At 54.4% G+C, this 26,970-nt stretch carries 19 protein-coding genes; 17 read left to right on the forward strand and 2 right to left on the reverse strand.

Annotation, left to right across the window (positions count from 1 at the left end; translation table 11 throughout):
- Nucleotides 1-104: 104 nt before the first annotated feature.
- From argS to B2M23_RS06035, 14 genes are all read left to right on the forward strand, one after another.
- Nucleotides 105-1,796, forward strand: a complete 1,692-nt coding sequence (gene argS / locus B2M23_RS05970; RefSeq protein ID WP_038352499.1) for an arginine--tRNA ligase — start codon at nucleotides 105-107, stop codon at nucleotides 1,794-1,796.
- Entirely contained in the window at nucleotides 1,796-2,476 is a 681-nt protein-coding gene (locus B2M23_RS05975) for a tRNA threonylcarbamoyladenosine dehydratase (protein WP_038352500.1), read from the forward strand. Before argS ends, B2M23_RS05975 begins: the two co-directional genes overlap by 1 nt.
- Nucleotides 2,477-3,392: 916 nt before the next feature.
- Nucleotides 3,393-3,713, forward strand: a complete 321-nt coding sequence (locus B2M23_RS05980) for a hypothetical protein (protein ID WP_013382362.1) — start codon at nucleotides 3,393-3,395, stop codon at nucleotides 3,711-3,713.
- A 300-nt stretch (nucleotides 3,714-4,013) separates the two neighbouring features.
- The gene (gene ispF, locus B2M23_RS05985) at nucleotides 4,014-4,496 is read left to right on the forward strand and encodes a 2-C-methyl-D-erythritol 2,4-cyclodiphosphate synthase (protein ID WP_038352501.1); all 483 of its coding nucleotides are present in this window, start codon (nucleotides 4,014-4,016) and stop codon (nucleotides 4,494-4,496) included.
- A 29-nt stretch (nucleotides 4,497-4,525) separates the two neighbouring features.
- Nucleotides 4,526-5,212 carry a 5'-methylthioadenosine/adenosylhomocysteine nucleosidase gene (locus B2M23_RS05990; RefSeq protein ID WP_052237268.1) on the forward strand — a complete coding sequence of 229 codons (687 nt, stop codon included), beginning with the start codon at nucleotides 4,526-4,528 and terminating at the stop codon, nucleotides 5,210-5,212.
- 18 nt (nucleotides 5,213-5,230) lie between these two features.
- Nucleotides 5,231-6,430, forward strand: coding sequence for an alanine racemase (gene alr / locus B2M23_RS05995; protein WP_052237269.1), 1,200 nt, complete (start codon nucleotides 5,231-5,233; stop codon nucleotides 6,428-6,430).
- A 60-nt stretch (nucleotides 6,431-6,490) separates the two neighbouring features.
- Nucleotides 6,491-7,366, forward strand: a complete 876-nt coding sequence (locus B2M23_RS06000) for a YitT family protein (protein ID WP_052237270.1) — start codon at nucleotides 6,491-6,493, stop codon at nucleotides 7,364-7,366.
- Between the two features lie 232 nt (nucleotides 7,367-7,598).
- Nucleotides 7,599-8,408: a transketolase gene (locus B2M23_RS06005; protein ID WP_038352503.1), complete on the forward strand. Its 810-nt coding sequence runs from the start codon at nucleotides 7,599-7,601 to the stop codon at nucleotides 8,406-8,408.
- 2 nt (nucleotides 8,409-8,410) lie between these two features.
- Nucleotides 8,411-9,352: a transketolase family protein gene (locus B2M23_RS06010; protein WP_038352504.1), complete on the forward strand. Its 942-nt coding sequence runs from the start codon at nucleotides 8,411-8,413 to the stop codon at nucleotides 9,350-9,352.
- A gap of 634 nt (nucleotides 9,353-9,986) precedes the next feature.
- The gene (locus B2M23_RS06015; protein WP_038352505.1) at nucleotides 9,987-11,420 is read left to right on the forward strand and encodes a helix-turn-helix domain-containing protein; all 1,434 of its coding nucleotides are present in this window, start codon (nucleotides 9,987-9,989) and stop codon (nucleotides 11,418-11,420) included.
- Between the two features lie 10 nt (nucleotides 11,421-11,430).
- Nucleotides 11,431-13,299 carry a YfjI family protein gene (locus B2M23_RS06020; protein ID WP_038352506.1) on the forward strand — a complete coding sequence of 623 codons (1,869 nt, stop codon included), beginning with the start codon at nucleotides 11,431-11,433 and terminating at the stop codon, nucleotides 13,297-13,299.
- Between the two features lie 293 nt (nucleotides 13,300-13,592).
- Complete coding sequence (locus tag B2M23_RS06025; RefSeq protein WP_038352507.1) at nucleotides 13,593-18,377, forward strand: Cna B-type domain-containing protein; 4,785 nt, start codon at nucleotides 13,593-13,595, stop codon at nucleotides 18,375-18,377.
- 156 nt (nucleotides 18,378-18,533) lie between these two features.
- Entirely contained in the window at nucleotides 18,534-20,156 is a 1,623-nt protein-coding gene (locus B2M23_RS06030; RefSeq protein WP_038352557.1) for a CTP synthase, read from the forward strand.
- An 863-nt stretch (nucleotides 20,157-21,019) separates the two neighbouring features.
- Complete coding sequence (locus tag B2M23_RS06035) at nucleotides 21,020-22,969, forward strand: NAD(+) synthase (RefSeq protein WP_038352508.1); 1,950 nt, start codon at nucleotides 21,020-21,022, stop codon at nucleotides 22,967-22,969.
- A 39-nt stretch (nucleotides 22,970-23,008) separates the two neighbouring features.
- Here the strand turns inward: B2M23_RS06035 and B2M23_RS06040 are convergent, their stop codons facing one another.
- The gene (locus tag B2M23_RS06040) at nucleotides 23,009-23,746 is read right to left on the reverse strand and encodes a lysophospholipid acyltransferase family protein (RefSeq protein WP_242945877.1); all 738 of its coding nucleotides are present in this window, start codon (nucleotides 23,744-23,746) and stop codon (nucleotides 23,009-23,011) included.
- 13 nt (nucleotides 23,747-23,759) lie between these two features.
- Nucleotides 23,760-24,413 (reverse strand): tRNA (guanosine(46)-N7)-methyltransferase TrmB, encoded by a 654-nt coding sequence (trmB, locus tag B2M23_RS06045; RefSeq protein WP_038352509.1) that lies wholly within the window; start codon nucleotides 24,411-24,413, stop codon nucleotides 23,760-23,762.
- Between the two features lie 503 nt (nucleotides 24,414-24,916).
- Here trmB and B2M23_RS06050 point away from each other — a divergent pair.
- The 3 genes from B2M23_RS06050 to B2M23_RS06060 are packed head-to-tail and all read left to right on the forward strand — an operon-like array spanning nucleotide 24,917 to nucleotide 26,966.
- A complete protein-coding gene (locus B2M23_RS06050; protein ID WP_038352510.1) occupies nucleotides 24,917-25,561 on the forward strand; it encodes a cobalamin B12-binding domain-containing protein in 645 nt (214 codons plus the stop codon).
- Nucleotides 25,548-26,273 carry a GntR family transcriptional regulator gene (locus tag B2M23_RS06055; RefSeq protein ID WP_038352511.1) on the forward strand — a complete coding sequence of 242 codons (726 nt, stop codon included), beginning with the start codon at nucleotides 25,548-25,550 and terminating at the stop codon, nucleotides 26,271-26,273. Before B2M23_RS06050 ends, B2M23_RS06055 begins: the two co-directional genes overlap by 14 nt.
- A gap of 9 nt (nucleotides 26,274-26,282) precedes the next feature.
- On the forward strand, nucleotides 26,283-26,966 hold the full coding sequence (locus tag B2M23_RS06060) for a GntR family transcriptional regulator (RefSeq protein WP_052237272.1): 684 nt from the start codon (nucleotides 26,283-26,285) through the stop codon (nucleotides 26,964-26,966).
- Nucleotides 26,967-26,970 lie beyond the last annotated feature (4 nt).

Here is a 26,970-nt window from a genome sequence, read left to right on the forward strand (position 1 = left end):
TTATTATGGATAATGGATAGTTAAGGTACAAATTTGCCAAGCAATTTTGTACCATAACTATACACTGTCAACTATCAACTATTCATTGAATTTTGGAGGCTATTATGTATATCAGAGAAAAAATTGAAAACCAAATAAAGGCGCTCATTGCGGCATCTGTGGACGCTGCCATGGAAGCCGGCGACTTCTCTGTCGAAGCGCTGCCGGAGATTTATCTGGAGGTGCCCCGCGAGAAGGAACACGGCGAATACGCCACCAATATTGCCATGCAGCTGCCAAAGCAGGCTCACAAAGCGCCGCGTGTGATTGCTGAGAGCATTGTGCGCCATATGGACATTGACAACTCCTACGTGGAGGTCGTTGAGATTGCCGGACCGGGCTTTATCAACTTTAAGCTCAAGTCCGACTGGGTGTATGAGGTGCTGCTGGAAATTGAAACCATGCAGGAAAACTACGGGAAAACCGGAGGCAACGCCGGAAAAAGATACAACCTTGAGTTCATATCTGCCAATCCGACAGGCCCAATGCACATGGGGAACGCCCGCGGCGGTGCTATCGGGGATATTCTCGCCGCCATTGCAGAGTGGACGGGCTATGATGTGACCCGCGAGTTCTACGTCAACGACGCTGGCAACCAGATCGCCAAGTTCGGGGATTCACTGGACGCGCGTTTCCGCCAGCTCATGGGCGAGGACATTCCTTTCCCGGAGGACGGCTATCAGGGCAATGACATCCGTGTGCACATGGAGGAATTCATCGACCAGGAGGGTGGCGCAGAAGCCTGCAAAAAATATCTGGCCATGGACGAGACTGAGCGAAAAGACGTTCTTGTCGACTATGCCCTTGAAAAGAACCTGAAAAAAATGCACGCCGACCTTGAAAAATACGGCATCCATTATGATATCTGGTTCTCTGAGCAGAGCCTTTACGACCAGGGCGCCATCGAATCGGCCCTGAAAATTTTACAGGACAGCGGCGCGGTCTATGAAAAGGAAGGGGCCCTGTGGTTTACCACCAGCGAGTTCGGCTGTGAAAAGGACGATGTCCTTGTGCGTCAGAACGGACTGCCCACCTATTTTATGGGGGATATTGCCTACCACCTGAACAAATTTAAGACCCGCGGCTTCGACCGCTGTATCAATGTCTGGGGCGCCGACCACCATGGCCATATCGCACGCTTAAAGGCCGCCATGCAGGCTGCCGGTGTGAACCCGGACCATTTGGAAATTGTCATCATGCAGCTTGTGCGTCTCATGCGTGACGGCGAAATCGCGCGTATGTCCAAGCGCAAGGGCGAAATGATTACCCTGACCGACCTGATTGAGGAGGTTGGCCGCGATGCTGCCCGCTTCCTGTTTAACATGCGCTCACCGGACAGCCATCTGGATTTCGATCTGGATCTGGCCATCGAGCAGTCCAATGAAAACCCGGTATTCTATGTTCAGTACGCCCATGCCCGCATCTGCAGTATCCTGCGCCAGATGGCAGAGGACAAAAATACCGAAGGGCCGGCCAACCTGACCCTGCTCAGGGAAAAGGAAGAGCTTACTCTGCTGGATATGCTGTCAAACCTGCCAAACGAGATCATCGTGGCTGAGGAAAAGATGGACCCGAGCCGGATCACCCACTACGCCATGGATCTGGCCGCTGCGTTCCACAGCTTCTACAACGCCTGCCGCGTGCGCGTGGAGGATATCGAGCTGATGAAAGCACGTCGGACCCTGATCAAGGGAACCAAGCAGGTACTGGCCAATGTCCTGGGGATCCTGGGTATTGACGCGCCGGAAAGAATGTAATGGCAACACAGTTTGACCGAACGGCCCTTGTCCTTGGTGACGAGGGCCTTAAAAAGTTGCAGAACGCCCGGGTGATCCTGTTTGGCGTGGGCGGCGTCGGGTCCTTTACCGCAGAGGCGCTCATCCGGGCGGGGGTGGGCAGCCTGACCCTGGTGGATAAGGACGTGGTGGACATCACCAACCTCAACCGCCAGCTCATCGCCCTGCATTCTACCATCGGCCGCGTTAAGGTCGAGGTGGCCGCGGAGCGGCTGAGGGACATCAACCCAGCGGCAGAGATCATCCCGCTGCACCAGTGCTTTCTACCGGAGAACGCCGAGGATTTCGAGCTGGAAACTTATGATTACGTCATTGACGCCATCGACATGGTCACCGCCAAGCTGGCTTTGATCTGCGCGTGTCAGGAAAAAGGTATTCCCGTGCTTTCAAGCATGGGCACCGGCAATAAGCTGGACCCCTCTCGCTTCGAGATCACCGACATTTACAAAACCTCGGTCTGCCCGCTGGCAAAGGTGATGCGCCGGGAGCTGAAGGCCCGGGGCATCAGAAAGCTGAAGGTGCTCTACTCAAAGGAAGTACCTGCCCTGAAGTGCACCCCGCCGGGCAGCGTGAGTTTCGTGCCTTCCGTAGCCGGCCTGATGATTGCCGGGGAGGTGACGCGGAGTCTGGCTGGGCTTTAGATCTTTCAACCCGTATCGCGGCGATACGGGTTGTTTTTTTAGATACGGTGTGGAACGCGCCGTACCTCTTGGAGGAAGGAGCCGAAGTCCGAGACTGCGCCTTTTATCCAGATAAGAAAAAAGGTCCAGGCGCTGTGGGTGACGGACAGAAATCGTGCCGTTTTATCGGAGCAGCCGGACATTGGAGAGCAGAGAGGTTTGCGTTATAAAGGGAAGGTGTTGTTGGGAGGTTGAAGCCCGCAGAACGCTTTTTTCTTCCTTAGGTAAAAGGCTTTGTCTCTTGGATTTTTAAACTTTCCTGACCATTTCAACCCGTATCGCGGCGATACGGGTTGTTTTTTTAGATACGGTGTGGAACGCGCCGTACCTCTTGGAGGAAGGAGCCGAAGTCCGAGACGGCGTCTTTTATCCAGATAAGAAAAAAGGTCCAGGCACTGTGGGTGACGGCCGGAAATCGTGCCGTTTTATCGGAGCAGCCGGACATTGGAGAGCAGAGAGGTTTGCGTTATGAAGGAAAATACTGTTGACAGGTTGAAGCCCGCAGGACGGCTTTTCCTTCCTTAGGTGAAAAACACCGCCTTTTGGGATGCTCCGCTTTTCCAGTCAATGGATTCACCAACCAAAGCTGTCCGCGGATTAAAGAACACCTGGATCGATTTCAAAAATAACTTTCGCGGATTGTTATTTTTGCATGAGAGAAGGTGTTTTTAATCCACGGACAGCGCCAATTCTCCGCTTTCTTTCAAAATCCTTTGACACCATTTATCACAGATCTTGCCCATTTTCGCATTTGTTCTGTCCCCTTCAAATTTATTAATTATTCATTAATTCGTACCGGCGGCGGTGAAGCTTTTTCCGATTTATGGTATAATAGAGCCATAAAAGTCCCGGTGGGACAACAGAATGGAGGCGTGAAATGGCAAAGAGCAGTAAGGTTGATGCTTATTTATTTTGCATGAACTGTGATAAAGAAACCGAGCATGAGATTGATTATCTGGACGGGCAGATCCATAAGATAACCTGTAAGAATTGTGGGATCGGCATTCAGATTAACCAGGAATATGTCAAGGAACACTACAAAGATGATTTTATTTCCCGGGTAATGTCGAAGCCGAAGCGGATGACAAAGGAAATGGAGGCAGACCTTAACGGCTTCTTGCGCTCACTGCCTTACCGTGTGATTACCAAGCCTTACCGGGTATATAAGGAATTCTCGGAGGAGGATGAAATCCGCTGAGTGCTCGATGAGAATGCATTTAATTTTGTAAAAATTGGCATCTGCTAAACCCGCTGTTGTCGGACGAACAGCACAGCATTTTTACTTAATTAAACATAATGTGCATATTCTTGAATTTTCGGAAAAACCGTAAATTTGCATAGGATTACATGAATTTTTGTTCAGGGATTCTCTATGCAAATCTTTTAGAATATGATAAGATTCAGCTATCGGGAGCATTGTTTTTTTCAGGGTGAAAAAGGCAGTTCTGCCCGGGCGATTTCAGAAATAATGATGACAAGCATTCGTGGAGGTAACCCTATGAATCCCTTTCGAGTCGGACTCGGTTATGATGTGCATCAGCTGGCAGAGGGCCGTAAGCTGATCCTTGGAGGTGTGGAGATTGAGCACACCAGAGGACTGCTCGGCCATTCGGACGCGGATGTGCTGGTCCATGCTATTATGGACGCGATGCTGGGGGCGTTGGCCCTCGGTGACATTGGAAAATGGTTTCCAGATACGGATGAAAAATATAAAGGCGCGGACAGCATCGGCCTGTTGGCAGAGGTGGGCGCGCTGATCGCTGAAAAAGGCTATGAGGTGGGCAATATTGACGCCGTCATCGTGGCCCAGGCGCCGAAATGCGCCCCCCACATTGACGCCATGCGGGAGAACATCGCAGAGACCCTGGGGGTTGACCGGGACCAGGTCAGCGTGAAGGCGACCACTGAGGAAAAGCTTGGCTTTACCGGGCGCCAGGAGGGCATTGCCGCCAAGGCAGTGGTGCTGTTGGTTAAAAAATGAGAATGAAAAGAAGAGAGTGGAGATAGATTATGATCGGAATCATTGCGGCACTGAAGGATGAAGTGCGGGACATTAAAAACAACATGACACAGGTCGAGACCAGTGAGAAGGCGGGAATGACCTTTTATAAGGGCATGCTTTACAGCAAGCCGGTGGTGGCTGTGATGTGCGGCGTGGGCAAGGTCAACGCGGCGCTGTGCACCCAGGCTCTGGCAGACCTTTTTAATGTGGACTGTGTGATCAATGTGGGCGTGGGCGGCGCTGTGGCCAAAGGCCTGACCGTGGGCGACATTGTGATCTCGAAGGATTCGGTCCAGTATGATATGGACGCCTCAGCCTTTGGGCACCCCAGAGGTGAGATCCCCAACATGGACATTACCTTTTTCCCGGCCGATGAGCGGCTGATTAAACTGGCCAAAGAGGCGGCAGCCCAGGTCGGGGCGGCAGCCCTGGTGGGCCGTGTGATGACCGCTGACCTGGGGGTTGATTCTCAGGCGCTCAAGCAGGAGCTGACCGAGCTTTTCGGCGGGGCCTGTGTGGAGATGGAGGGCGCGGCCATCGGCCAGGCAGCCTACATCAATCACATTCCCTATATCGTGATCCGCTCCATTTCAGACAATGCGGACGGTAACCTGGTAGAAACCTACCAGAATAATTTCCAGATGTCTGTGGTCAACGCAGCCAAGATGGTGCTGGAAATGGTTAAAAATTACTAAAGACAGAAGGTGTTTCCCTTGGATCTTTTTGATGATTTTAGTGTAGTCCCGGCCCACCGGCCTACCTGGGCGGAGATCAAGCTTGAGAACCTGCTCTTTAACCTTGAGCAGATAAAAAAAGCGGTAGGGCCAGAGGCCCGGATCATGGGCGTGGTCAAGGCGGACGCCTATGGCCACGGCGTGGATGTGGCCGAGCTCCTGCAGGACGAGGGCGTGCCCTGGCTGGGAGTCGCTTTTCTGGACGAGGCCATCGCCCTGCGCCAGAAAGGGATTGACCGCTGCGATCTCTTTATTCTGGGCTACACCGGCGCCGACCAGATTCCAGAGCTGGTGGAATGGGATGTGACGCCTGGGGTTTATCAGCTTGAGTTTGCCCAGGCCCTCTCGGACTACTGTGTGGTCAATGGCTCGGTGCATCCGGTCCATATCAAGGTGGACACCGGCATGGGCCGGATCGGCTTCCGGTGGGATGAGGCGGTGGAGGCGGTCCTGAAGATCGCAGAGATGCCGGGCATCCGCATCGAGGGGCTTTACACCCACTTTGCCACTGCGGATGAAGGCGACAAGGACTTTACGCATTTACAGCTCATGCGCTACGCTCAGGTGGTCAAGGCGCTTTCCGATAAGGGCGTTGAGATTCCGCTCAAGCATGTGGAAAACTCAGCCGCCATCATTGATTTTGATAAAACGGTTTTTAACATGGTGCGGCCGGGCATCATTCTCTACGGCCACTACCCCTCAGACGAGGTGAAAAAGGAAAAGCTTGGGCTAAAGCCGGTTATGAGCTTTAAAACCAGAATCGTCCATATCAAGACCATTCACGCGGGGGACTCGGTGAGCTATGGACGAAAGTTCACGGCTGAGTGTGACCGAAAAATCGCGACACTGCCGGTGGGCTATGCTGACGGCTACAGCCGGATGCTCTCCGGAAAGGGTGCGGAGGTACTGATTAACGGCTACCGCGCGCCTGTTGTGGGGAATATCTGTATGGACCAGTGTATGGTTGATATTACAGGCCTTGAGGGCGTTTCGCTCTATGATGAGGTGGAGCTTTTCGGGGAGAACCTCCCCGCCGAGGAGCTGGCTGAAAAGCTGGGCACCATCTCCTATGAGCTGCTCTGTATGGTCAACAAGCGGGTTCCCCGCATTTATGATTTTATGGGTGAGAAACATCTGGAGGTAGAGATACTGAACGATGGATTTTTTGGCGGCCTCTGACCGCTGTAAAATTTATGAGGTTAGGCCGGCCGGCGGTGTGTCGGCCGATGTGATGGGGAAATGGAAAACAAAATCAAAGATAATAAGGTCGCCCGTACCATTTTTGAGTACGTGGGCATTTTGTTCGGGACATTTATGACAGCCCTGGCTGCCAATATGTTCATGATTCCCAATAAGCTGGCACCCGGGGGCTTCAGCGGGCTTGCCACTGTGCTCTACTATGTGACGGGGCTGCCGGTTGGGACGGTTACCTTTGTATTCTCTGTGGCCACACAGCTGATCTCGCTCAAAGTGCTGGGCAAGAGCGTGGGCCTCAAGAGCTTTGTCTGTACCCTGGCCTACGGGGTTCTGGTCGATGTGATGGCAGGTGTGATACCGCCCTTCTCAGACGACGTCCTTCTGGCCAGTATTTTCGCCGGCGTCCTTTACGGGGTCGGCATGGGCGTGCTGTACCGCATGGGCGGCTCCGGCGGCGGGACAGACCTGCTGGCCCGGATGCTCCATAAGGTCACAAAGCGCCTGACTCTGAGCACCTGGATCATGTGCATTGACTTCTGCGTTGTCCTCTTTGCGGGGATCGCCTTTAAAAACATTTCGATCATGCTTTATTCCATCATCGTGCTGTTTTTATACACGCAGGTCATGGATTTTGTCATCGCGGGCAACAATTACGCCAAGGCGGCCAACATTGTCTCAGACAAAAGTCCGGAAATCTGTGAGCGCATCCGCACAGACCTCAACAAGAGCGCCACGATTTTTCACGCCTACGGCGCGTATTCGGGGCAGAGCAAGGATGTGGTTTACTGCATTGTCTACAGAAACCAGATCGCTAAGCTCAAAAGCATCATCTATGAGATTGACCCGAACGCCTTTGTAACCCTGGCCGATACCCAGGAGGTGCTGGGCGCAGGGTTTAAGAATTTCAATGGAGAATGAAGAATTGAGAATGGAGAATTGATGAACCCTTTTTCTATCGAAAAAGTGATTAAGACAGCGGCCGCAGGCCGCCATTCCATTCAAAATGCGTTGCATTTTGTTCCTCTAATTCTCCATTCTGCATTCTCAAATCTCCATTGGCAAAATTTGCTTTCTTATTAGGAAGGCATATAAATTACCATGTTTGTTCGCACTTTGCGAAGTGCTAAAAATATTTTAGAAGGAGTAACATATGGAAAACTTAGAAAAAACAGCAAAAGGTATCCGCCGGGATATCGTGAAAATGATTGGTAAAGCCGCTTCCGGTCATCCGGGTGGATCTTTATCAGCAGTTGAAATTTTGAGCTTGTTATATTTTGAAAAGATGAACGTTGATCCAAAGGATCCTAAAAAAGCAGACCGCGACCGTTTCGTCTTGTCAAAGGGCCATGCCGCACCGGTTCTGTACGCAACCCTGGCAGCAAAGGGCTTCTTTGACGCATCCGAACTGGATAACTTACGTCAGGTTGGTGCCATCCTTCAGGGCCACCCGGACATGAAGAAGATTCCGGGTGTGGATATGTCCACCGGTTCTCTGGGCCAGGGTATCTCCGCTGCTGTCGGTATGGCGCTGGGCGCTAAGATTGATGCGGCAGACTGGAAAACCTATGTGTTACTCGGCGACGGCGAACTCCAGGAAGGCCTGGTCTGGGAAGCTGCCATGTCCGCAGCCCACTACAAGCTGGACAACCTGATCGCCTTTGTGGATAACAACAACCTGCAGATCGACGGCGCCATCACAGACGTTATGTCACCGTACCCGATTGATGAAAAATTTGCGGCCTTTGGCTGGAATGTCATCAACATCGCAGACGGCAACGACTTTGATCAGTTGCGCGAAGGCCTTGAAAAAGCTTATGCCTGCGAAGGCAAGCCTTCTGTTTTAGTCTGCAAAACCGTTAAGGGCAAGGGCGTTTCCTACATGGAAAACAATGCTGGCTGGCACGGTAAGGGACCAAACGCGGAACAGGTTGAAATTGCACTGAAAGAACTGGAGGATTAATCATGAGTAAAAAATCAACAAGACAGGCGTACGGCGAATATTTAGCAGTGCTCGCCGAAAAAAATAAAGATATTGTGGTTCTGGACGCGGATTTATCCGGCGCGACCAAAACCTCTGAATTTAAAAAGGTGATGCCAGAACGTCATTTTAACGCCGGTATCGCAGAATGCGACCTCATGGGCATGTCCGCTGGCTTAGCCACCACAGGCAAGATCCCGTTTGCCAGCACCTTTGCCATTTTCGGCGCTGGCCGTGCTTTTGAAATCATCCGCAACAGCATCTGCTATCCAAAGCTGAACGTGAAGATTGCCCTGACCCATGCGGGGATCTCCGTCGGCGAAGACGGCGGCTCCCACCAGTCTGTGGAAGACGTTGCCCTGATGCGCGCGGTTCCGAACATGACCGTTCTGGTACCGGCAGACGCCACTGAAACACAGCGCATGATGGACGCAGCCGTTGCCATCGACGGCCCGGTCTACATCCGCTTAGGCCGTCTGGACACCAACGTGATCTTTGACGAAGACTATGAATTTGAAGTCGGCAAGGCATCCGCATTAAAAGAAGGCCACGACCTGACCATCATGGCTATGGGCTTAATGGTTGAAAAGGCTCTGGAAGCCGCTGACATCTTAAAGGCAGAAGGCATCTCCGCCCGCGTCCTGAACATGGGCTCCATCAAACCCATTGACCGTGAAGCCATCGAAGCAGCCGCCAAAGAAACTGGCGCCATCGTCACTGCTGAAGAACACAGCATCATCGGCGGCCTGGCCGGCGCAGTCTGCGAAGTTCTGGCAGAAACCACTCCGGCACCGGTTGAAAAAGTCGGCGTGATGGATCAGTTCGGCCAGTCCGGCAAAGCGCTGGAACTGCTTGAAAAATACAACCTGACTACTGGCGCCATCGTGGAAGCCGCCAAAAAGGTCGTGGCACGCAAAGCCAAATAAAGATACCGCATGAGAGGCAGGGTCTGAAACAGACCCTGCCTCTTTTTTAAATGGAAAATTTCCGATTTATTCAAAGGGTATCGCGGCGATACGGGCTGAAGGGACGGGACTCTGGGATTGGCGGTCTTGGTATCCCTACCTGTTCCGACAGCGAATTAATTTTTATTTAAGAATTGAACATTTTCAGGTTGAAACATTTGCGTTTAAAGAAAATTAAGCAAAGGGACAAGTTTTAGGGAAGAACTTTTTTGTAAAAACCCTGTAAAAAATCTTTAAAATTAAAAAATATCTTTGCCACACTTTTTGCCACATATTGAAATCCCCGCAAAACTCTGATATGATGAGATTACATTCTGGTGCTGTGGACGCCACAGACCGGTAAAACATGTCCAATCTCTACAGTTTATCCCTTGATGCCAAAGACTGCTCCGAGGCATCATGCCGGACTGCTCCAAATTTTCCGGTTTAAACTGTTTGGTGAAAATACTGCCATTGGCAGTATTTTTTTGGCTGAACTGTAGAACGTTTGCAAAAAATTCTCTTATACTTGAGAATATTGACATTGTATTTTACCACAAATAAATATATAATATTTCTATTAATCTTTAAATTCACGTCTGAAAGGAGAAAGCCCATGTCGCAATTCAGTGAACGCCTGACAACTTTAGTTGAAGCAACGGGATTTTCCATCTATCAGCTTTCCAAAAAAGCCAAAATCGACCGCTCCACCATCCACAAGGTCATGGTGGGCGAACGCGTGCCCAGCGCCGATTTCTATAAAAAGCTCTGCCGCTCCCTGTTACTGACCCCCTTTGAAAAGAGCGAGCTCGACGATCTCTACAAGATGGCCAAGATCGGCGATAAGGTCTACTACCGGCGCAACAGCGTCAAGCGGCTCGTGGAGGAGCTGGCCGGCAACACCTACGCCCCCACCGAGGACATCGCAGACCGCGAGTACAAGGCCTTTCCCGTACTCCAGCACGGGACACAGGTCATCGAGGGCAAAAACGACATCAACAGCGTGATCATTGATGTGATCAACGACGAGATTTACCACAGAGAGGCGCCGCACCTGGCCATCGCCCTGGATTTTGACCACCAGTTTGTGTACGAGTACCTGTACAACGCCTTTGTGTGCACTGCCGAGGCAGTGGACATCGAGCACTTTATCTACCTGGAAAAGGAGAGCAGCCGCCATGACGCCATCCAAAAAAATCTGCGCCACCTCCAGTACATTCTGTCCTTCAGCCTGTGCGGCCGGGACGGTTATCATCCCTACTATTCCTATACCGGTGCCGACCCTGCCCAGGCCGTTACCACCTTTCTGCCCTATTTCATCATCACCAACCGCCATGTGCTGAAGCTGTCCAGAAGCTTTAAAACCGCCATTTTGTATGATGATGCTCCCATTGTGGACTTTTATCAGAAATCAGTGGACCGCCTCTGCCGCGGCCTGCCACTGCTTACCCGCAGGACCGACAACCTTGAGGATATGTATGGCTGGACCAGAGAGAACCTGGGCGACGCCAGTCTGGAGCCCCACCCCTGCCTGACCCTCTGCCTGACCGACGAGCGCATCGAGTCTCTGGTGCGGCCAGGTATCCCCGGAAGGGAGGCTGTCTGCGCCCTGGCGCGCGAGGTTTACGGCCCTTACAGCCGTGGCGAAAAGCCCTTGCCAAGGTCCTTCTTTTCCCGGGAAGGGCTGAGGGCCTATGTCGAAACCGGGCGCATCTGTTACTTCCCGGAAAGTCTGGTGCGCTGCTGCACCAAAGAGGAGCGGCAGGTCTTTATGCAAGAGCTGCTGGCAGCTGTGGAGGCCGGTGAGACGGCCTTTACCGCTATGGATTCTGACAAATTCAGGACGCCCCTCAATGTGGAGATCATTCTATCCGACACCCAGCAGGTGGTGGTCCAGCGCTTCTGCAATGACAGCCAGCGGCTCAACGCCGTGGTCATCGAAGAGCCCGGCATCTGCGAAGCCTTTTCCGATTTCTTTGACTATCTGCCCGAGAGCGATCTGACCCTGAGCCGGGAGGGGATGATTGACCTGCTGAAAAGCTACTTATAAAGGAGAATCCATGAAAACCGACGACGTAAACAACCAGGCGCTGACGCCAGAACAGGCCAAGGCCCTGGAGGAAAGCCTGGAGAATATTAACGCGGCCCTGGCCGTGGAGGAAAAGGACCGGGAGCCCGGAAAGCCCTACATCAAACACACACACCGGGTCACCCATGAGACCATTACCCTCTGCGACCCTAAAACCGGCAAGGAGCGGAAACTCACCGATGAGGAGCGGGCGGCCATGACCACTGTGGAGGAGACTGTGCGCTACTATCCCGACTTCCGTCTGAAATGGGGCGAATACCTCTGCGATCCCGGCAAAGGCTGGACTCTGGAGGACTATGAGCACTACGAAGAGCGCATGAAAGAGTACGCCGAGACCGGAAGCGTCCGCGCCGAGTGGGGACGGCTGAGACCCCTGACCGAGGAGATCGAGCGCCCCGCCTTCCCCGTGAACGCCCTGCCCGAGCCCTACGCCTCCTACACCGAAGCCCTGGCCGCGAGCCTCCAGGTGCCCGTGGACATGGTGGGCGTGTCCGTGCTGGCCCTGCTGGGCGGCTGCCTGCAGAAGCGGTACGAGATCAACGCAAAGGATAAATTCACGGTGCCTCTGGGACTGTACACCCTGGTGGTGGCCGACCCCGGCGAGCGGAAATCCAGTGTCTACGACGAGGTGGTGCGCCCAGTCAAGGACTACGAGCAAAAGCTCTGGAAAGAATATCAGAAGAACCAGTTCGATGACGAGCTGGAGCAGGAGCTGGCAGAGGAAGCCTTTAAGACCGCCAAGAACCAGTACAAGAAATGCAAAGAATCCTCCGAGCGGGAGGCACTGAAGGAAACCATGCTCGAGCTCAAGGAAAAAATCGCCTTTTTCCAGAAAAAATGCCCGCCCTGCCTGTATATGGACGATACCACCAACGCGGCCCTGGAACAGGAGCTGGCCCGCAACGGCGGCCGTATGATCATCATGTCCGATGAGGGCGACCTGTTCGCCAACATGATGGGCCTGTACACCGGCGGCCAGCATACCCTGGGCGCTCTGCTCAAGGGCCACACCGGCGGCAGCTCCAAGACCCACCGCGTGGGCCGCGACCCCGTCCACCTGCCCGCCAGCAACCTGAGCATTCTGCTCATGGTCCAGCCCATCATCATCGACACCATTATGGCCGACCCTGTGATGCGGGGCCGCGGCATGAACGCCCGCTTTCTCTACACCATGCCCAAAACCAGGGTGGGCGAGCGCAACATCGAGACCGCCCCCGACGTGGACCCCAAAATCGACGCGGACTACTACAACGCTGTCTACAGCCTGTACGCAGACAACCACATCACCCTCGAGCCAAAACCCAGGCAGCTTGAGCTGAAGGACAGCGCTCAGATGGCCTATATGGCCTATGAGACTGTGTTTGAGCGCCGTCTGAAAGGGGATATGAAGGATATAAGAGACTGGGGCAGCAAGCTCGGCGGCGAGATGCTGCGCCTGGTGGGCATCCTTCAGTGCGCCGCCCACCCCCATGCCATCCTGGAGACCCCGGTGGCCAAGGAAACCGTGGATCAGGCCTACAAGCTGGCCCGCTATTTCGGCGAGTACGCACGCATCATCTATAATATGGGCGAGGGGATGGACCCGAATATGGGCGTCTGCCGGCGGATTGTGGAGGTGGTCCGGGCCCAGGGGCTCAAAACCTTCTCGAAAACCGAGCTCTTTGGCATCTCACGCATGGGCTGTAAAAAAATTTCAGATCTGCTGCCCTATCTGAATATTCTGGAAGACTACGGCTATCTGAGAAGCGGCCAGTTCACCAATGGAAACCGCACCTTTACAGGCTACCAGGTGAACCCGGCAGTGTTTGAAGCCCAGGAGGTCATCCATAACAACGCATAACCACTGACATTTTTATCAGGAGCCCCAAAACCTGCAAAGCAGGATAAGACTCATTAGGCATTTTTATGTAATGTTTATTTTATATAAATATTATATTATAAAAATGTCTTTTTTTCATTTTCAAGATTGAATTAAAGGTATACGGTTTGGAAGTTAGTGGCTATGCGTTGTTATGGCCTAAATTCACCCCAAAAGATAAAAAAGCATCCCGCCCAAATACTTGATTTTTCCTTAATTAGATGGGTAAAACTCTTTAAAAGATTAATTTTTACCATTAAGAAAAGGAAAATAAAATGAAAACACATCGCTTACCGATCCTCCGGACCTTTTTATTCGCAGTGCTGCTGCTTCTGGCGGGCCTGCTTTTCTGGTCTGCGCCGGTGCGTGCAGAGGGCAGCCGCGAGCTGGCAGCCGAGGGCGGCGACCGGCCCTACACCGAGTGGTACGACCACAAGGACGCGGGCGTGCTGCGCCATCAGATCGTCAAGGTCTACGCCAAGGCAGGGGAGACCCTGTACTTTGGCTCCAGCGTCACCGATAATGTGAATAAGCAGGACATTGTCATGCGTTATACCGGCGCCGATGACTCGGGCTACGAGCCCTTTACCATCGCGCCGGGCCAGCAGGGCATGGAGCTTGTCTATGACACCAACACCGGCGACAATGCAGGCTATCTCATGAACCGCGATCAGGAAAAGGCCGGCCCGGACATTGCGGGCACCGGCACGGGCTACAAGCCCCTGGTCTTTAAAGTGATCGAAACCGGCAACTACGAGTTTGAGTTCCACGCCCGGCTGGACAGCGGCAACCGGAACAACCCCCGCCCCCTGAACGTGGACAGCAACGACGCCTGGAAGGCAAGCGGACAGGGCGACAGCACCGTGGCGGCCTGGGACGTGACCGTGGCCAAGGCGGACGGCACCCAGGTGCCCGGAAGGGTATTCACCCATTTTCTGACCCTGAACATGGGCAACAACGGCCGCAGTCTGGAGTCCAAGGTGCGGGTGCTCACCCTCGACGGGTTTCAGTACTGCGTGGATATGAACGGCATGGACCCCTTTGGCTTTATTTTCTTTGCCAACAACCGCGGCCTGGTCGTGGATGACACCAACAACAGCTATTACCACTCCTTTTACTCCGACAATCCAGGACAGGGCGTGGACATTGACACCCTCATCAACCATGATCCCTCCCTGCAGCTCAACTCACCCATTGTTCCGGACAACGGCCTGGACATCAATGACCGCATCTTCTTCAACACACCAGATACCGAGCTGCTGGAATCCCTGGGGATGGCCCAGGAGCCAGACACCAGCGGCACCGTGAGCGATTTTAAATTCACGGGCTTCAAGGAAGGCTTCGGCTACGTGGGCGAGGGCGGCACCTTTACCTTCAACGCCCAGAACATCAGCAGCTATGAGCTCAAAATTGACCTGAGAAACTACCAGGAAAAACAGGCTGACGGCAGCTACAAAACCGTAGACCATGGCATTGTGACCATTGGCAACGCCTGCGTCGACGGGCTTAACAGCGTATCCTGGAACGGCAGGGACGCGGACGGCAACGTGCTGCCCGCGGGCAAGTGTGACCTGACCGAGGTGACCCTCCAGGCCCGGGGCGGCGAGGTTCATCTGCCGCTTCTGGATGTGGAAAATAACCCGGGCGGCATCATTGTTGAGCGCTGCAACGGCGGCGGCACCGATGCCGAGCGCCACACCATCTACTATAACAATACCACCGTCCCGGCCCTGAACGGCGCAGACGCCGACCAGAGCGCAGGTGTGGACAGCACAGACGGCGCCATGAAATTCTCAGGCAACAAAGGCAACCGGACCATTCTGGACGTCTGGGCCTATTACAAAATCGGCGATCCGGGCAGCCTGAGCACCAACCTCGAGCTGATCCCAAGAACCGACGACACCAACGGCGAGATCCGCGGCCTGGTCTTCTACGACAGCAACAAGGACGGCATCTACGCCAAAATCGACCAGGATTATCCGCTGCCAAACGTGACGGTTGAACTGCTGGGGCCTGACGGCAAAACCGTTATCGCCACCACAACCACCGACATTTCCGGCAGCTATGTGTTCACCAATGTCCCCTTCTCAGAGGACGCCTACCGGGTACAGGTGGTCAGCCCCTATCCGGGCATGAACGCCTGCACCACCAAGGATAAAACAGACGCCGCAAAGACCAACGAGCTCCAGCTCGACACCGTGGACCCGGCCACCCCCAACGTGACCAACACCGACGTCGGCTACTACGTGCCCCCGGAAACCATCAGCATTCCCGTGCAAAAGCTCTGGAACGATGTGGACGACACCACCGGGCGGCCCAGCGAGATTGTGGTCAAGCTGCTCAAGAACGGCAAGCCCACCCTGGAAAGCCTGACCCTGAACGCCGGAAATGGCTGGAGGGGCAGCTTTGACAACCTGCTCAAATTTGAAAACGGCAAGGCCATCCAGTACACCATCGCCGAGGTGACCGTGGACGGCTATACCAGCCAGACCCAGGGCGATATGACCTCAGGCTACACCCTGATCAACACCCGCGTGGGCAAGACCAGCCTGTCCGGCACCAAGACCTGGAAGGACGACGGCGGCGCCCGGCCCGAAGTCACGCTGACCCTTAAAGCGGGCGGCACTCCAGTTGCAGGCGCGGTACCGGTCTGGGACAAGACCGGCGACGTCTGGACCTGGAGCTTCGACAACCTGGACAAGTTTGACGGAAACGGCCGCCTCATCACCTACACCGTGGAAGAAGCGGTTCCCGACGGCTACAAGGCCGAATACGACGGCAATAACATCACCAACATCCGCTTTGGCTACACCAAGGTCACCGGCCAGAAGACTTGGCAGGATGGCGGTCAGAACAACAGCCAGCGCCCCAATATTACACTCACCCTCAAGGCAGACGGCGAGGTAGTGCAGGATGCGGTGCCATTCTGGACCTATGAGAGCAACATCTGGTCCTATACCTTTGAAAACCTGCTGAAATACAACAAAGAGGGGCAGCTCATCACCTACACGGTAGAAGAAGCCCCTATGGACGGCTACACCACCACCATGAACGGCAACGACATTACAAACACCCGCACAGGCATTACCAGCCTGGAGGGCAAAAAAATCTGGCAGGATGACAACGACGTGGACGGCAAGCGCCCGTCCGAGGTCACCGTCCAGCTTATGCAGAGCATTGACCACGGCGCCCCAGTGCCCGTGGACGGCAAGACCGCTGTGATCGACGAGGCAGCCGGCTGGAGCTACAGCTTTACCGACCTGCCCGCCTACGACAGCCAGGGCCGCGACATCATCTACACTGTGGCCGAAAAAGGCGTTGATCCGGGTGACTACTCCACCAGCTACGACGGCACCGACATCATCAACACCCACCCGGCCAACCCCACCATCGAGGTGGCCGGCGCCAAGACCTGGGAGGATAATAATGACGCTGAGGGCCTGCGCCCCGAAAGCATTACCGTTCACCTGATGAAGGACGGCGTGGAGGCCGCCAGCCAGACCGTCACTGGTCCGGACTGGCAGTACCGCTTTGAGGGTCTGAAAGCTGGCACCGCCGATAACCCGATCCACTATACCGTCAAAGAAGACCCCATCGAGCACTACACCACCAGCTATGACGGCGCCAACATCACCAACACGCGTATCCCGACCATCACTGTCTCAGGCATCAAAACCTGGAAGGACGGCCACAACGCCAACAGGCCTTATCTGGACCTGATCCTCATGGCAAATGGCGTGGAACAGCCCGATAAAACGCCAGAGTGGAGCAAGCAGGACGGCGATGTCTGGACCTACGAATACCGCAACCTGGACAAATTTGACGCAGAGGGCAAGACCATCACCTACACCGTAACCGAGGCCATCCCGGCCGGCTACGGCGGCTATCAGGATCCGGAGAACCCCTTTAATTTCACCAATGTCCGCGACGAGGTCACAAGCCTGCACGGCCGCAAGACCTGGAGCGACAAGAATAATCAGGACGGAATGAGGCCCGAGAGCGTCACCGTCCAGCTCATGCAGAGCATCGGCGGCGCAGCTGCCACACCGGTAGAAGGGCAGACCCAGGTCATGTCCGCAGAAAATTACTGGACCTACAATTTTGAACGGATCCCGGGCTACGACCAGAACGGCGACGCCATTGTCTATACCGTCAAGGAAATCGACCTGCCCGACGGCTACAGCGCCGACTACAACGGCAACAACATTGTTAACGTGCACCCGGCCAAGGAGAAAATCCAGATCACCGGCACCAAGACCTGGGGTGACGACAACGACGCCTCCGGCAAGCGCCCGGGCAGCGTCCGGGTACACCTCAAGGCAAACGGCGTCGAAATCGCCGCTCAGACTGTCTACGGGCCGGACTGGCAGTACATCTTCGAGAACCTGGACAAAACAGGCGATGATGGCAGCCTGGTGGCCTATACCGTGGTCGAGGACCAGGTTCCGGGCTATGACACCATCTACAACGGCTACAACATCACCAACCAGTGCCGGGACTGCAGCGTGCCGCCAGAGCCCAAGAAGCTCGGCAGCATCAGCGGCAATGTCTTCTACGACGACAACTGGGATAAGAAATGGGATCACGATACCGAAGCCCCGGTGGGCAACATCGTGGTCACCCTGTACAATGAAGCCGGGGACAAGGTGGGCGAGACCTTTGCGGACAGCAACGGCTACTACCGCTTCACCGACCTGGAATACGGCGCGTATACTGTGAGCGTCAGCGACCGCGGCGACGGCTATGTCTGCACTACCGAGAACCAGCAGCAGAAAATCACCTTGGACGCGCCGGAGCAGGAGGCCGCAGACGTTGGCTTTGCGAAGAAGGAGCCCCCGGTCGATCCGCCGGTAGACCCACCTGTGAATCCGCCGGTCAACCCGCCGACAGACCCGGGAACCCCGGACATTGTGCCGCCTCAGAGCTTTGAGGTTCCGCCGCAGGTGCCCGCCGCCTCTGTGAACCCGAACACCGGCACAAGGGCTGCCTACGCAGGCGTGTTCGGCGCTGTACTGCTCCTGGCAGTCACCGCTGTTTTAAGGAAAGTGCGCAGACGGTAGGAAAGAAACCAGAAAATTCTCAGGAATTTTAAAACTTTCCCTTGCACTTTTTGAAAGAAAAGGTAAAATAGAAGATATATAATGTTAATTGCATCACTGCAAAAAAAAAACCAATTTTTTGCAGTGATTTTCTTTATTTTATCATCAGGAGGCGTAATGAAAACAAAGTATATATTTGTAACCGGCGGTGTGGTTTCTTCACTTGGAAAGGGGATCACCAGTGCATCCCTTGGGCGTTTGCTCAAGGCCAGAGGCCTGAAGGTGTCCATTCAGAAATTCGACCCCTACCTCAATTATGATCCGGGTACCATGAGCCCGTACCAGCACGGCGAGGTCTTCGTGACCGATGACGGCGCAGAGACCGACCTCGACCTCGGCCACTACGAGCGTTTTACCGATGAAAGCCTGGGCCAGTACAGCAACGTGACCACCGGCAAGGTCTATTGGAATGTCATCTCCAAGGAACGCCGGGGCGATTACCTGGGCGGTACCGTACAGGTTATCCCGCACATCACCAATGAGATCAAGGAAAGCATCCTGCGCGTGTCTGAGAGCGCAGCTAACCCGGACGTGGTCATCACCGAAATCGGCGGTACAGTGGGCGATATTGAGAGCTTGCCTTACCTGGAGGCCATCCGCCAGTTTGAGGGCGACCTGGGCCCGGAAAACGTGCTCTATATCCATGTCACCCTGCTGCCCTACCTGGGCAAGGCCGGCGAGCTCAAGACCAAGCCTACCCAGCACTCGGTCAAGGAGCTGCGCAGCATCGGCATTCAGCCGGACATCATTGTCCTGCGCTCCGAAAAGGAAGTAGAGGACAGCCTTAAGGATAAGATCAGCCTGTTCTGCAACGTGGACAAGGACGCAGTCGTCACCAACCTGGACGCGCCGGAGCTGTACGAAGTGCCGCTGATGCTTGAGAAGGAAGGACTGGCCCGGCTGGTCTGCAGCAAGCTCAAAATGCGCTGCAAGGACCCGGACCTCACCGAGTGGAAGGAGCTGGTCACCCGCGCCAAGAGCCTGGAAAACAAGGCGACCATCGCTCTGGTGGGCAAGTACGTCGAGCTTCATGACGCGTACCTGTCCGTCGCCGAAGCCCTGCGCCACGGCGGCATTGCAAACAACGCCGAGGTTACCATCAAATGGGTGCACTCCGAGGATTTAAACGAACAGAACGTGGACCGTATCATGAAGGATGTGGACGGGATCATCGTGCCCGGCGGCTTTGGCAACCGCGGCATCGAGGGTAAAATCGAAGCGATCCGCTGGGCCCGCGAAAACAAGATCCCGTTCCTGGGGCTCTGTCTGGGCTTACAGCTCACCGTCATCGAGTTTGCCCGCAATGTGGCAGGCTTAGAGGGCGCCAACAGCATCGAGCTGGACGAGGAGACACCTTATCCGGTTATCAGCCTCATGGAGGAACAGAAAAAAATCCAGAACATGGGCGGCACCATGCGTCTGGGCGCTTACCCCTGTGAGCTCAAGGAAGGCTCCCGCGCCTGTGCGGCTTACGGCGGCGCCAAGACCATCGAGGAACGCCACCGCCACCGCTACGAGGTCAACGACGAGTACATTCAGACGCTGGCCGAAAAGGGCCTGGTATTCTCCGGTATGTCACCTGACGGCGTTTTAGTGGAAATGGTCGAGCTCAAGGAGCATCCTTTCTTCATCGCCACCCAGGCCCATCCGGAATTCAAATCCCGCCCGAACAAAGCCCATCCGCTTTTCAGCAGCTTTGTGGAAGCGGCCATGAACGACAGAAACAAGGGAAGCCGTTAATATGAAATTTTCCAAGGGGTATCGTTACGATACCCCTTGATTTTTTAAAAGATGGCGTTCAGACTGTCAAAGAATTTCTGAGAGACGAAGCCTTTTTTCTTATCAGGATAAAAAACGCAGTCTCGGGCTGATACACTTCTTTGACAGCTTCTTGAATTTTCACGTTTAATTAAAAAATGATGAAAAATTTTATCTTGACACAAGATATAGACCTGTGCAAAACTGTGGATAACTTTCACTTTGTTTATAAAAATCGGTTAAAAATGTGTAAAACTGTGGAAAACATCCGTTTTTCCTGTGGACAATGTTTATAACTTAGTGGGTAAGTGGAAAAATCCCCATAAATCCATTGTTGAAAAGTGGAGAATCTGTGGATAAGGTTCTGGAAAAGTTTATGCACAACTTGTGGATAAACCCCCTTAGTTATCCACACTTGTTCATAAATCCGATTCGCGGTATAATGAGATAAAAGCAAAACTATATCTTGGGGCAGACTTTTCACACCACACTTTGCCAGTCAAAAAAGATAATGTTTTCAATGCTGAGTCCGGTTTTTCTTTGGAAAACCGGGAGCGAGTAAGGAGCGAACAGCAGTGAGCGGACAAGCGCAACGAAGCGAAGATCTTGTTTGGAAAAGGATTCCGAAGAAGGGACAAAAGCTTTTCCAAATAAAGACAATGCTGAGTCCGGTTTTCCAAAGAAAAACCGGGAGCGAGTAAGGAGCGAACGGCAGTGAGCAGACGAGCGCAACGAAGCGAAGATCTTGTTTGGAAAAGCCTTCCGTAAGAAGGATAAGGGCTTTTGCAAATAAAGACGAATAATGTGACGATGATTGATGTTATGAAGTAAAAGAAAGGGTAGATATGAAAGATTTAGGATATATTCGCACCGCCTGCGCGGTGCCGGTCATCAAAGTAGGGGACTGCGCGGCCAATGCGGAGGCCATTTTGAGCCTTTGCGCAGAATCCTTTGACAAGCAGGTGGGCATCGTGGTTTTTCCAGAGCTGTGCGTTACCGGCTACACCTGCGGCGACCTTTTTTTCCAGCGCACCCTGCAAAAAGCAGCGGCAGCGGCTGTGGATAAAATCAAGGCGTGGTCTGAGGGCAAAGCTATGCTCATCGTGGTGGGGGCGCCTGTGGCTGTGGGCAGCGGGCTATACAACTGCGCGGTCGCCATCTCGGACGGGGAGATCCTGGGCATTGTGCCCAAAACCTATGTGCCGGACAATCAGGAATACTATGAAAAGCGCTGGTTCCGCTCCGCCGGGCAGCTGCGCGTGTCCGAAACCAGTTTCTTTGGGGAGCCGGCGCCCATCGGTACCGGGCTTCTGTTCAGCCACGAGAGTTGGGAAGAAGTGGTCGTGGGCATTGAAATCTGTGAGGACCTGTGGGCGCCGGTCCCCCCGAGCAGCTATCAGGCCGTGGCCGGCGCCACCATCATCGTGAACCCCTCGGCCAGCAACGAGATTATCGCCAAGAGCGAGTACCGCAGAGACCTGGTAAGACAGCAGTCCGCCCGCTTAAACGCCGGGTACCTGTACTGCTCCAGCGGCTATGGCGAGTCCACCACCGACCTCGTCTTTGGCGGCGACGCCCTCATCTATGAAAAGGGGGCGCTGCTGGCCCGGTCACGCCGTTTCCAGACCGAAAGCCAGCTGGTGGTGGCCGATATGGACGTGGAGGCCATCCTCCACGACCGTCAGCTCCAGAGCTCCTTCGGTGATTCGGTGGATATTCTGGAGGGGCACGTGTATGAGGAATGTCTCTTTTCGGCCTGCGACGCCCAGGACTGCCTGCGCAGCGTGAACCCACAGCCCTTTGTGCCTGCGGACACAGCACGCCGCAATGAGCGCTGTGAGGAAATCTTCAACATCCAGACCATGGCTCTGGGCAGCCGTGTGGCCCATATCGGCAGCCCGGCCATGGTGGTGGGCATCTCCGGCGGCCTGGATTCCACGCTGGCGCTGCTGGTCTGCGTGAACGTCTGCGACCAGTTCGGCATTGACAGAAAGCGCATCCACGCGGTCACCATGCCTGGCTTTGGCACGACCGACCGCACCTATGACAACGCGGTCAGCCTGATCCGTTCTCTGGGAGCCACCTTCCACGAAATCTCGATCAAGGACGCAGCCACACGCCATCTGGAGGACATCGGCCACGACCTGAGCGTCCACGACGTCACCTATGAGAACGCCCAGGCCCGGGAGCGGACCCAGATCCTTATGGATCTGGCCAACCGCCTGGACGGCCTGGTTATCGGTACCGGGGACCTGTCTGAGCTGGCCCTGGGCTGGGCCACCTACAACGGGGACCACATGTCAATGTACGGGGTTAACGGCGGCATTCCCAAGACCCTGGTGCGCTACCTGGTGCGCTACGTGGCCGACGAAAACCCTGACGAAGAAATCCGCCGGATTCTCTACGATGTGCTGGATACCCCCGTATCGCCCGAGCTGCTGCCCCCGGACGCATCGGGTAAAATCGCCCAGAAAACCGAGGATCTGGTGGGCCCCTACGAGCTCCACGATTTCTTCATGTACCATGTGCTGAGAAACGGCTACAGCCCGGACAAGATTTATTACCTGAGCCGGCGGGCTTTTGAGGGGGCCTATGACGACGCCACCCTTTACAAGTGGCTGCGCAATTTTTACTGGCGCTTCTTTACCCAGCAGTTCAAGCGCTCCTGCCTGCCCGACGGCCCCAAGGTAGGCACCGTGTCCCTGTCCCCGAGGGGGGACTGGCGCATGCCCTCAGACGCTAAGGTGGCCGAGTGGACCCGCGCGCTGGACGCGTTCCGGTCAGCCGGGGTGTAAAAAAAGGAGGTATGGTCTGTTTCAGACCGTACCTCCTTTTTAATGAAACCCCTCGCCGCCCATGGCTTCAAGCCCCTCACGCACCTTTTCCTCTGCCAGCTTTGGCAGGTTCTTCCAGTCGGCCCGGGTGTAGTCCTCGGTGTCGATGGGGGGCAGTACCTTGATGGCGATGTCGGCCGGATGAATCCAGAGATTGTCGCGGCCCATGAGCTTGTCCGTATCCTTTATGCAGAAAGGAACCACGGGCACCTTGTTGTTCTGGGCGATTTTAAACGCCCCGGCCTTAAATTCGCCCAAATAGCCGTCTTTGGTGCGGGTGCCTTCTGGAAAGACAACCATGGAGTAGCCCTCGGCCACCCAGTATTCCGCCTCTTTGATGTTTTTGATGGCCTCACGCGGGTTATCCCGGTCCAGGAACACACAGTGCAGCTCCTCCATCCACGCGCGGATCAGCGGGATTTTGCCAATTTCCTTCTTGGCCACCAGCGGCTTGGTGTCATCGCCCAGATAGCCCAGAACCAGGGGAATGTCAAAGTAGCTGCGGTGGTTGGAAACGTAGACCGCAGGCTCATCAGGCATGTTCTCAAGCCCCTCCACCGAGACAGTGCCCCCGGCAGTGCGGATCATGCTCCTGGCCCAGGGGCCGACCGCCTTTCGGACGACCGCGTCATGAGCGGCCCGGTCGCCCGCGCCCACAAGCCTGCGGGCCTTAAAACGGCTGGGTAAAAGGGCCAGCTGATACAGCCAGAAATGGATAAACCATAGAATTGTTCTCAAATTTGTCTCCTTCTCAACGTATTTCTGCCACAGCCAGCTTGATCTTGACGCCCTGGTCTGTAAACATCCGCTCGTGCTCAGTCACGATGTTGCCCGGGTATTCATCCGACGCGTGCAGGTCCCGGATCAGTGTCGTCACCCGGAAGCCCGAGTCCTCAAAGTATTTCAGCGACGCCTCAAACAGAGGATCGTCGTCGGTCTTGAAGTGGATCTGCGCCCCGGGAACCATGAATTTTTTGTACTGCTCAAGCTGGCGGGAGTGGGTCAGCCGCTTTTTCTGGTAACGGCGCTTGGGCCAGGGGTTGCAGAAGTTAATATAGATCCGCTCCACCGCATCCTCAGGCGAGAGCATCTCCCCGATACGGGCGATGTCCCAGGCGGTCAGGCGGACGTTATCCACCGCTTTGGGCGCGTAGGCCTGCTCCACGTTGCGCTTGGACAGCCCCAGCACCGCGTCGATCATGTCCACCGCCAGATAGTTGACCTCGGGATGGCGTCTGCCCAAAGCGGCGATAAAGGTACCCTTGCCGCAGCCCAGCTCCAGATGCAGAGGCGCCCTGCGCTCAAAAGCGTCCTGCCAGTGCCCCCGCAGTTCAGTGGCTTCCGGAATAAAAAAGCCGCAGGCTAAGAGCTCGGGCCGGGCCCAGGGTTTTGGTCGAATATGCATAAATGCCCTCCGTCAATTGTTTTGTTCAAAAAAATGGGATTATTTCCTAGGATATATTACCATTTGCCTCGGCATCCGTCAATTTTAAATTATTATCCGAAGTGTTAAAAAAAGTAAAGCTATTTTTGTGGGATCTGTGATATAATTTGCCTAGACAAGTATACTACAGCGGTCGTCCGGCCGTCGACAATGAGCAAACTGCGGCGTTGCGGCCTTTTTTAAATTCAGTTACATATTGTAGATATGCGCCTTCATTTAAAAAAAGCCGCGCCTTGCATTTTGCCCATTCTCTTAGACCGTTGGTCGTCCGTCGATAAAGAACAAGCTGCTGGAAAAGTGGCGAAGTCCGAGACTGCGCCTTTTATCCAGATAACAAAAAAGGTCCAGGCGCTGTGGTAAACGCAAGCCGGGAGCAAGAGCGACTGGCGCTCTTAATGCTACTGCGAAGCGGTAGCAACCGAAACCATCAACGATCAATTATATAAAAATTTGGAGAGAACATTATGTTAGAAATGTTAATCAATGCCATCGAGGAGCTGGATGAAGAAAAAGTTCTAAAGATTGTGAAACGCTGTGTGGCGGCGGGGACGCCGCCCAAGGATATCTGGATGGCCCTCAATAAGGGGCTGGAAAAGGTCGGTCTGCGCTATGAGACCGGCGAGTACTCCATCGCGGACCTCATGGTCGTGGGCATTATTTTTGAAAATGTGCTGGAGTACACCAATATGTGTGATATTTACGACAGCATCGAAGCCGGGGAGTTTGGAAAGACCATGCTGTTAGGTACGGTCGAGGGGGATATCCATGACATCGGCAAGTCGATTTTTAAGGGCGCCATGCAGGCCGGCGGGTTCATTGTCAGGGACCTGGGTGTGGATGTCAAGGCCCAGGATTTTGTGGAGGCTGCCAGGAAGTACAAGTGTGAGATCATCGGTCTGAGCGCTGTGCTCACCGACTGTATCCTCTCGGTCAAGGAAGTGGTGGACGCCTTTGTGGACGCGGGCATGCGGGACCAGGTCAAGATCATCATCGGCGGCTGTGTGGCCAACAAAACCGTCAGTGATTTCGTGGGTGCTGACGCCTACACCAAATCGGCCATCAAAGGGGTGGAAATCTGTCAGGGATGGTTAAAAGATGAGCAAAAATGAAGTCAAATACCTCAATATTGCCGATTCCATTAAGATCAAGATCCTCAGCAACATCTATAAACCCGGCGACCTGCTGCCATCGGAGAACAGCCTCTGTGAGGAGTACGCCGTCAGCCGCATGACCATCCGCAAAGCCATCGAGGTGCTCATCGGCGAGGGGTACCTGATGTCGTCCCCGGGCAAGGGGACCTATGTGCGGGAGTACTCTCTGAATAAATTTGAGGTGGGCTTTCAAATTGATGAGATCATCCACGGGGGATACAGCCACGCCAAGCTCATCCATGCCAAAATCATGGCGCCCACCATCGAGCTGGTCTACCACCTCCAGGTGGCCCCCAAGACTAAGATCGTCTGTATCCGCTCCATGCTGTTCCAGGGGGAGCGGCCTGTGGCCCTGGATGAGAAGTACATTCCTTATTTTCCGGGCATGAACATCAAGGAGGACAGCTTCAGCTACCGCGATATGGTCAGCATTATCTTTGGTGAGAACTACGGCTTTGGCTACTGGGAGGAGATTTTTGTCACCGGTGTGATGACCGACGCCGAGATCGGCGCTTTTTTCGAGGAAATGACCGGGGAGCCCCGGAAAAAGCAGAAATTTATGATGCTCTTTGAGCAGAAGTTGTACGATTCTGACGATATTCCCATTGGCTACGGCAAGCTGTATGTGGAGAGCGATTTGTGCCGCCTCCGCGGCAATTCCAGAGTGTAGAGGTGTGCTGTGAAGACCTATGAATTTATTCTGAACGATATTCAGGCCAAAATTGAAAAGGGCGATTACAAGCCTGAGGAACAGCTCCCCTCGCTGCGGGAGTTCTCGAAAATCTACACGACCACACCGGTCACGGTAAAGAAGAGCCTGGCGATTCTGGAGGAGCGCGGTTATGTGTATGTGGTGGACCGAAAGGGCTTCTTTGTGAGCTCGAGCAACCATAAAACCTACACTATGATCTTTCATGAGACCAAGAGCATCGACCACCTGACTGACATCCGCCTTGAGAAGATCGAGGAGGTGAGCGGCGGGGCCCTGCGGGAGCGGTTTGGCATGGATGTGCCGCCCCAGACCCGCTGCCTGCGGGCCGTACGGATTCTCTACAACCGGGACATGCCCATTGGCCTGGATGTCAAGTATATTATCCACAATGTCCGGAGCGCCTCGCCGGTCCGAAACCCGGAGCGGCTCATGGATTCGCTGAACCTGGTGCTGGGCAATTACGACATTTACAAGGAACTTGAGATCACGCTCATGACGGACAACGCCCCGGTCCGGGACACGCTGTTCATTGACGCCGATGACGGTGTCTTTGAGTTTAAGCAGACCTACCGCACCGAGAACGGCCAGCTCGTCGGGGTGTCAGAAACCTATGTGCCCTGCGAGGAAATGCAGTTAAAAATGAAATATTAAAGGG

Origin of the sequence: Eubacterium limosum (genome assembly GCF_000807675.2) — a bacterium.
In the GTDB taxonomy this organism is placed as follows: Bacteria; Bacillota; Clostridia; order Eubacteriales; family Eubacteriaceae; genus Eubacterium; species Eubacterium limosum.

What these genes read in the sequence shown, in the direction of transcription:
- B2M23_RS06005 (WP_038352503.1), top strand. Translation starts at nt 7,599, where the DNA reads ATGGAAAACTTAGAAAAAACAGCAAAAGGTATCCGCCGGGATATCGTG.
- B2M23_RS05990 (WP_052237268.1), top strand. Translation starts at nt 4,526, where the DNA reads ATGATCGGAATCATTGCGGCACTGAAGGATGAAGTGCGGGACATTAAA.
- argS (WP_038352499.1), top strand. Translation starts at nt 105, where the DNA reads ATGTATATCAGAGAAAAAATTGAAAACCAAATAAAGGCGCTCATTGCG.
- B2M23_RS06055 (WP_038352511.1), top strand. Translation starts at nt 25,548, where the DNA reads ATGAGCAAAAATGAAGTCAAATACCTCAATATTGCCGATTCCATTAAG.
- B2M23_RS05980 (WP_013382362.1), top strand. Translation starts at nt 3,393, where the DNA reads ATGGCAAAGAGCAGTAAGGTTGATGCTTATTTATTTTGCATGAACTGT.
- B2M23_RS06010 (WP_038352504.1), top strand. Translation starts at nt 8,411, where the DNA reads ATGAGTAAAAAATCAACAAGACAGGCGTACGGCGAATATTTAGCAGTG.
- B2M23_RS06025 (WP_038352507.1), top strand. Translation starts at nt 13,593, where the DNA reads ATGAAAACACATCGCTTACCGATCCTCCGGACCTTTTTATTCGCAGTG.
- B2M23_RS06050 (WP_038352510.1), top strand. Translation starts at nt 24,917, where the DNA reads ATGTTAGAAATGTTAATCAATGCCATCGAGGAGCTGGATGAAGAAAAA.
- trmB (WP_038352509.1), bottom strand. Translation starts at nt 24,413, where the DNA reads ATGCATATTCGACCAAAACCCTGGGCCCGGCCCGAGCTCTTAGCCTGC.
- B2M23_RS06000 (WP_052237270.1), top strand. Translation starts at nt 6,491, where the DNA reads ATGGAAAACAAAATCAAAGATAATAAGGTCGCCCGTACCATTTTTGAG.
- B2M23_RS06020 (WP_038352506.1), top strand. Translation starts at nt 11,431, where the DNA reads ATGAAAACCGACGACGTAAACAACCAGGCGCTGACGCCAGAACAGGCC.
- B2M23_RS05975 (WP_038352500.1), top strand. Translation starts at nt 1,796, where the DNA reads ATGGCAACACAGTTTGACCGAACGGCCCTTGTCCTTGGTGACGAGGGC.
- B2M23_RS06035 (WP_038352508.1), top strand. Translation starts at nt 21,020, where the DNA reads ATGAAAGATTTAGGATATATTCGCACCGCCTGCGCGGTGCCGGTCATC.
- B2M23_RS06030 (WP_038352557.1), top strand. Translation starts at nt 18,534, where the DNA reads ATGAAAACAAAGTATATATTTGTAACCGGCGGTGTGGTTTCTTCACTT.
- ispF (WP_038352501.1), top strand. Translation starts at nt 4,014, where the DNA reads ATGAATCCCTTTCGAGTCGGACTCGGTTATGATGTGCATCAGCTGGCA.
- B2M23_RS06015 (WP_038352505.1), top strand. Translation starts at nt 9,987, where the DNA reads ATGTCGCAATTCAGTGAACGCCTGACAACTTTAGTTGAAGCAACGGGA.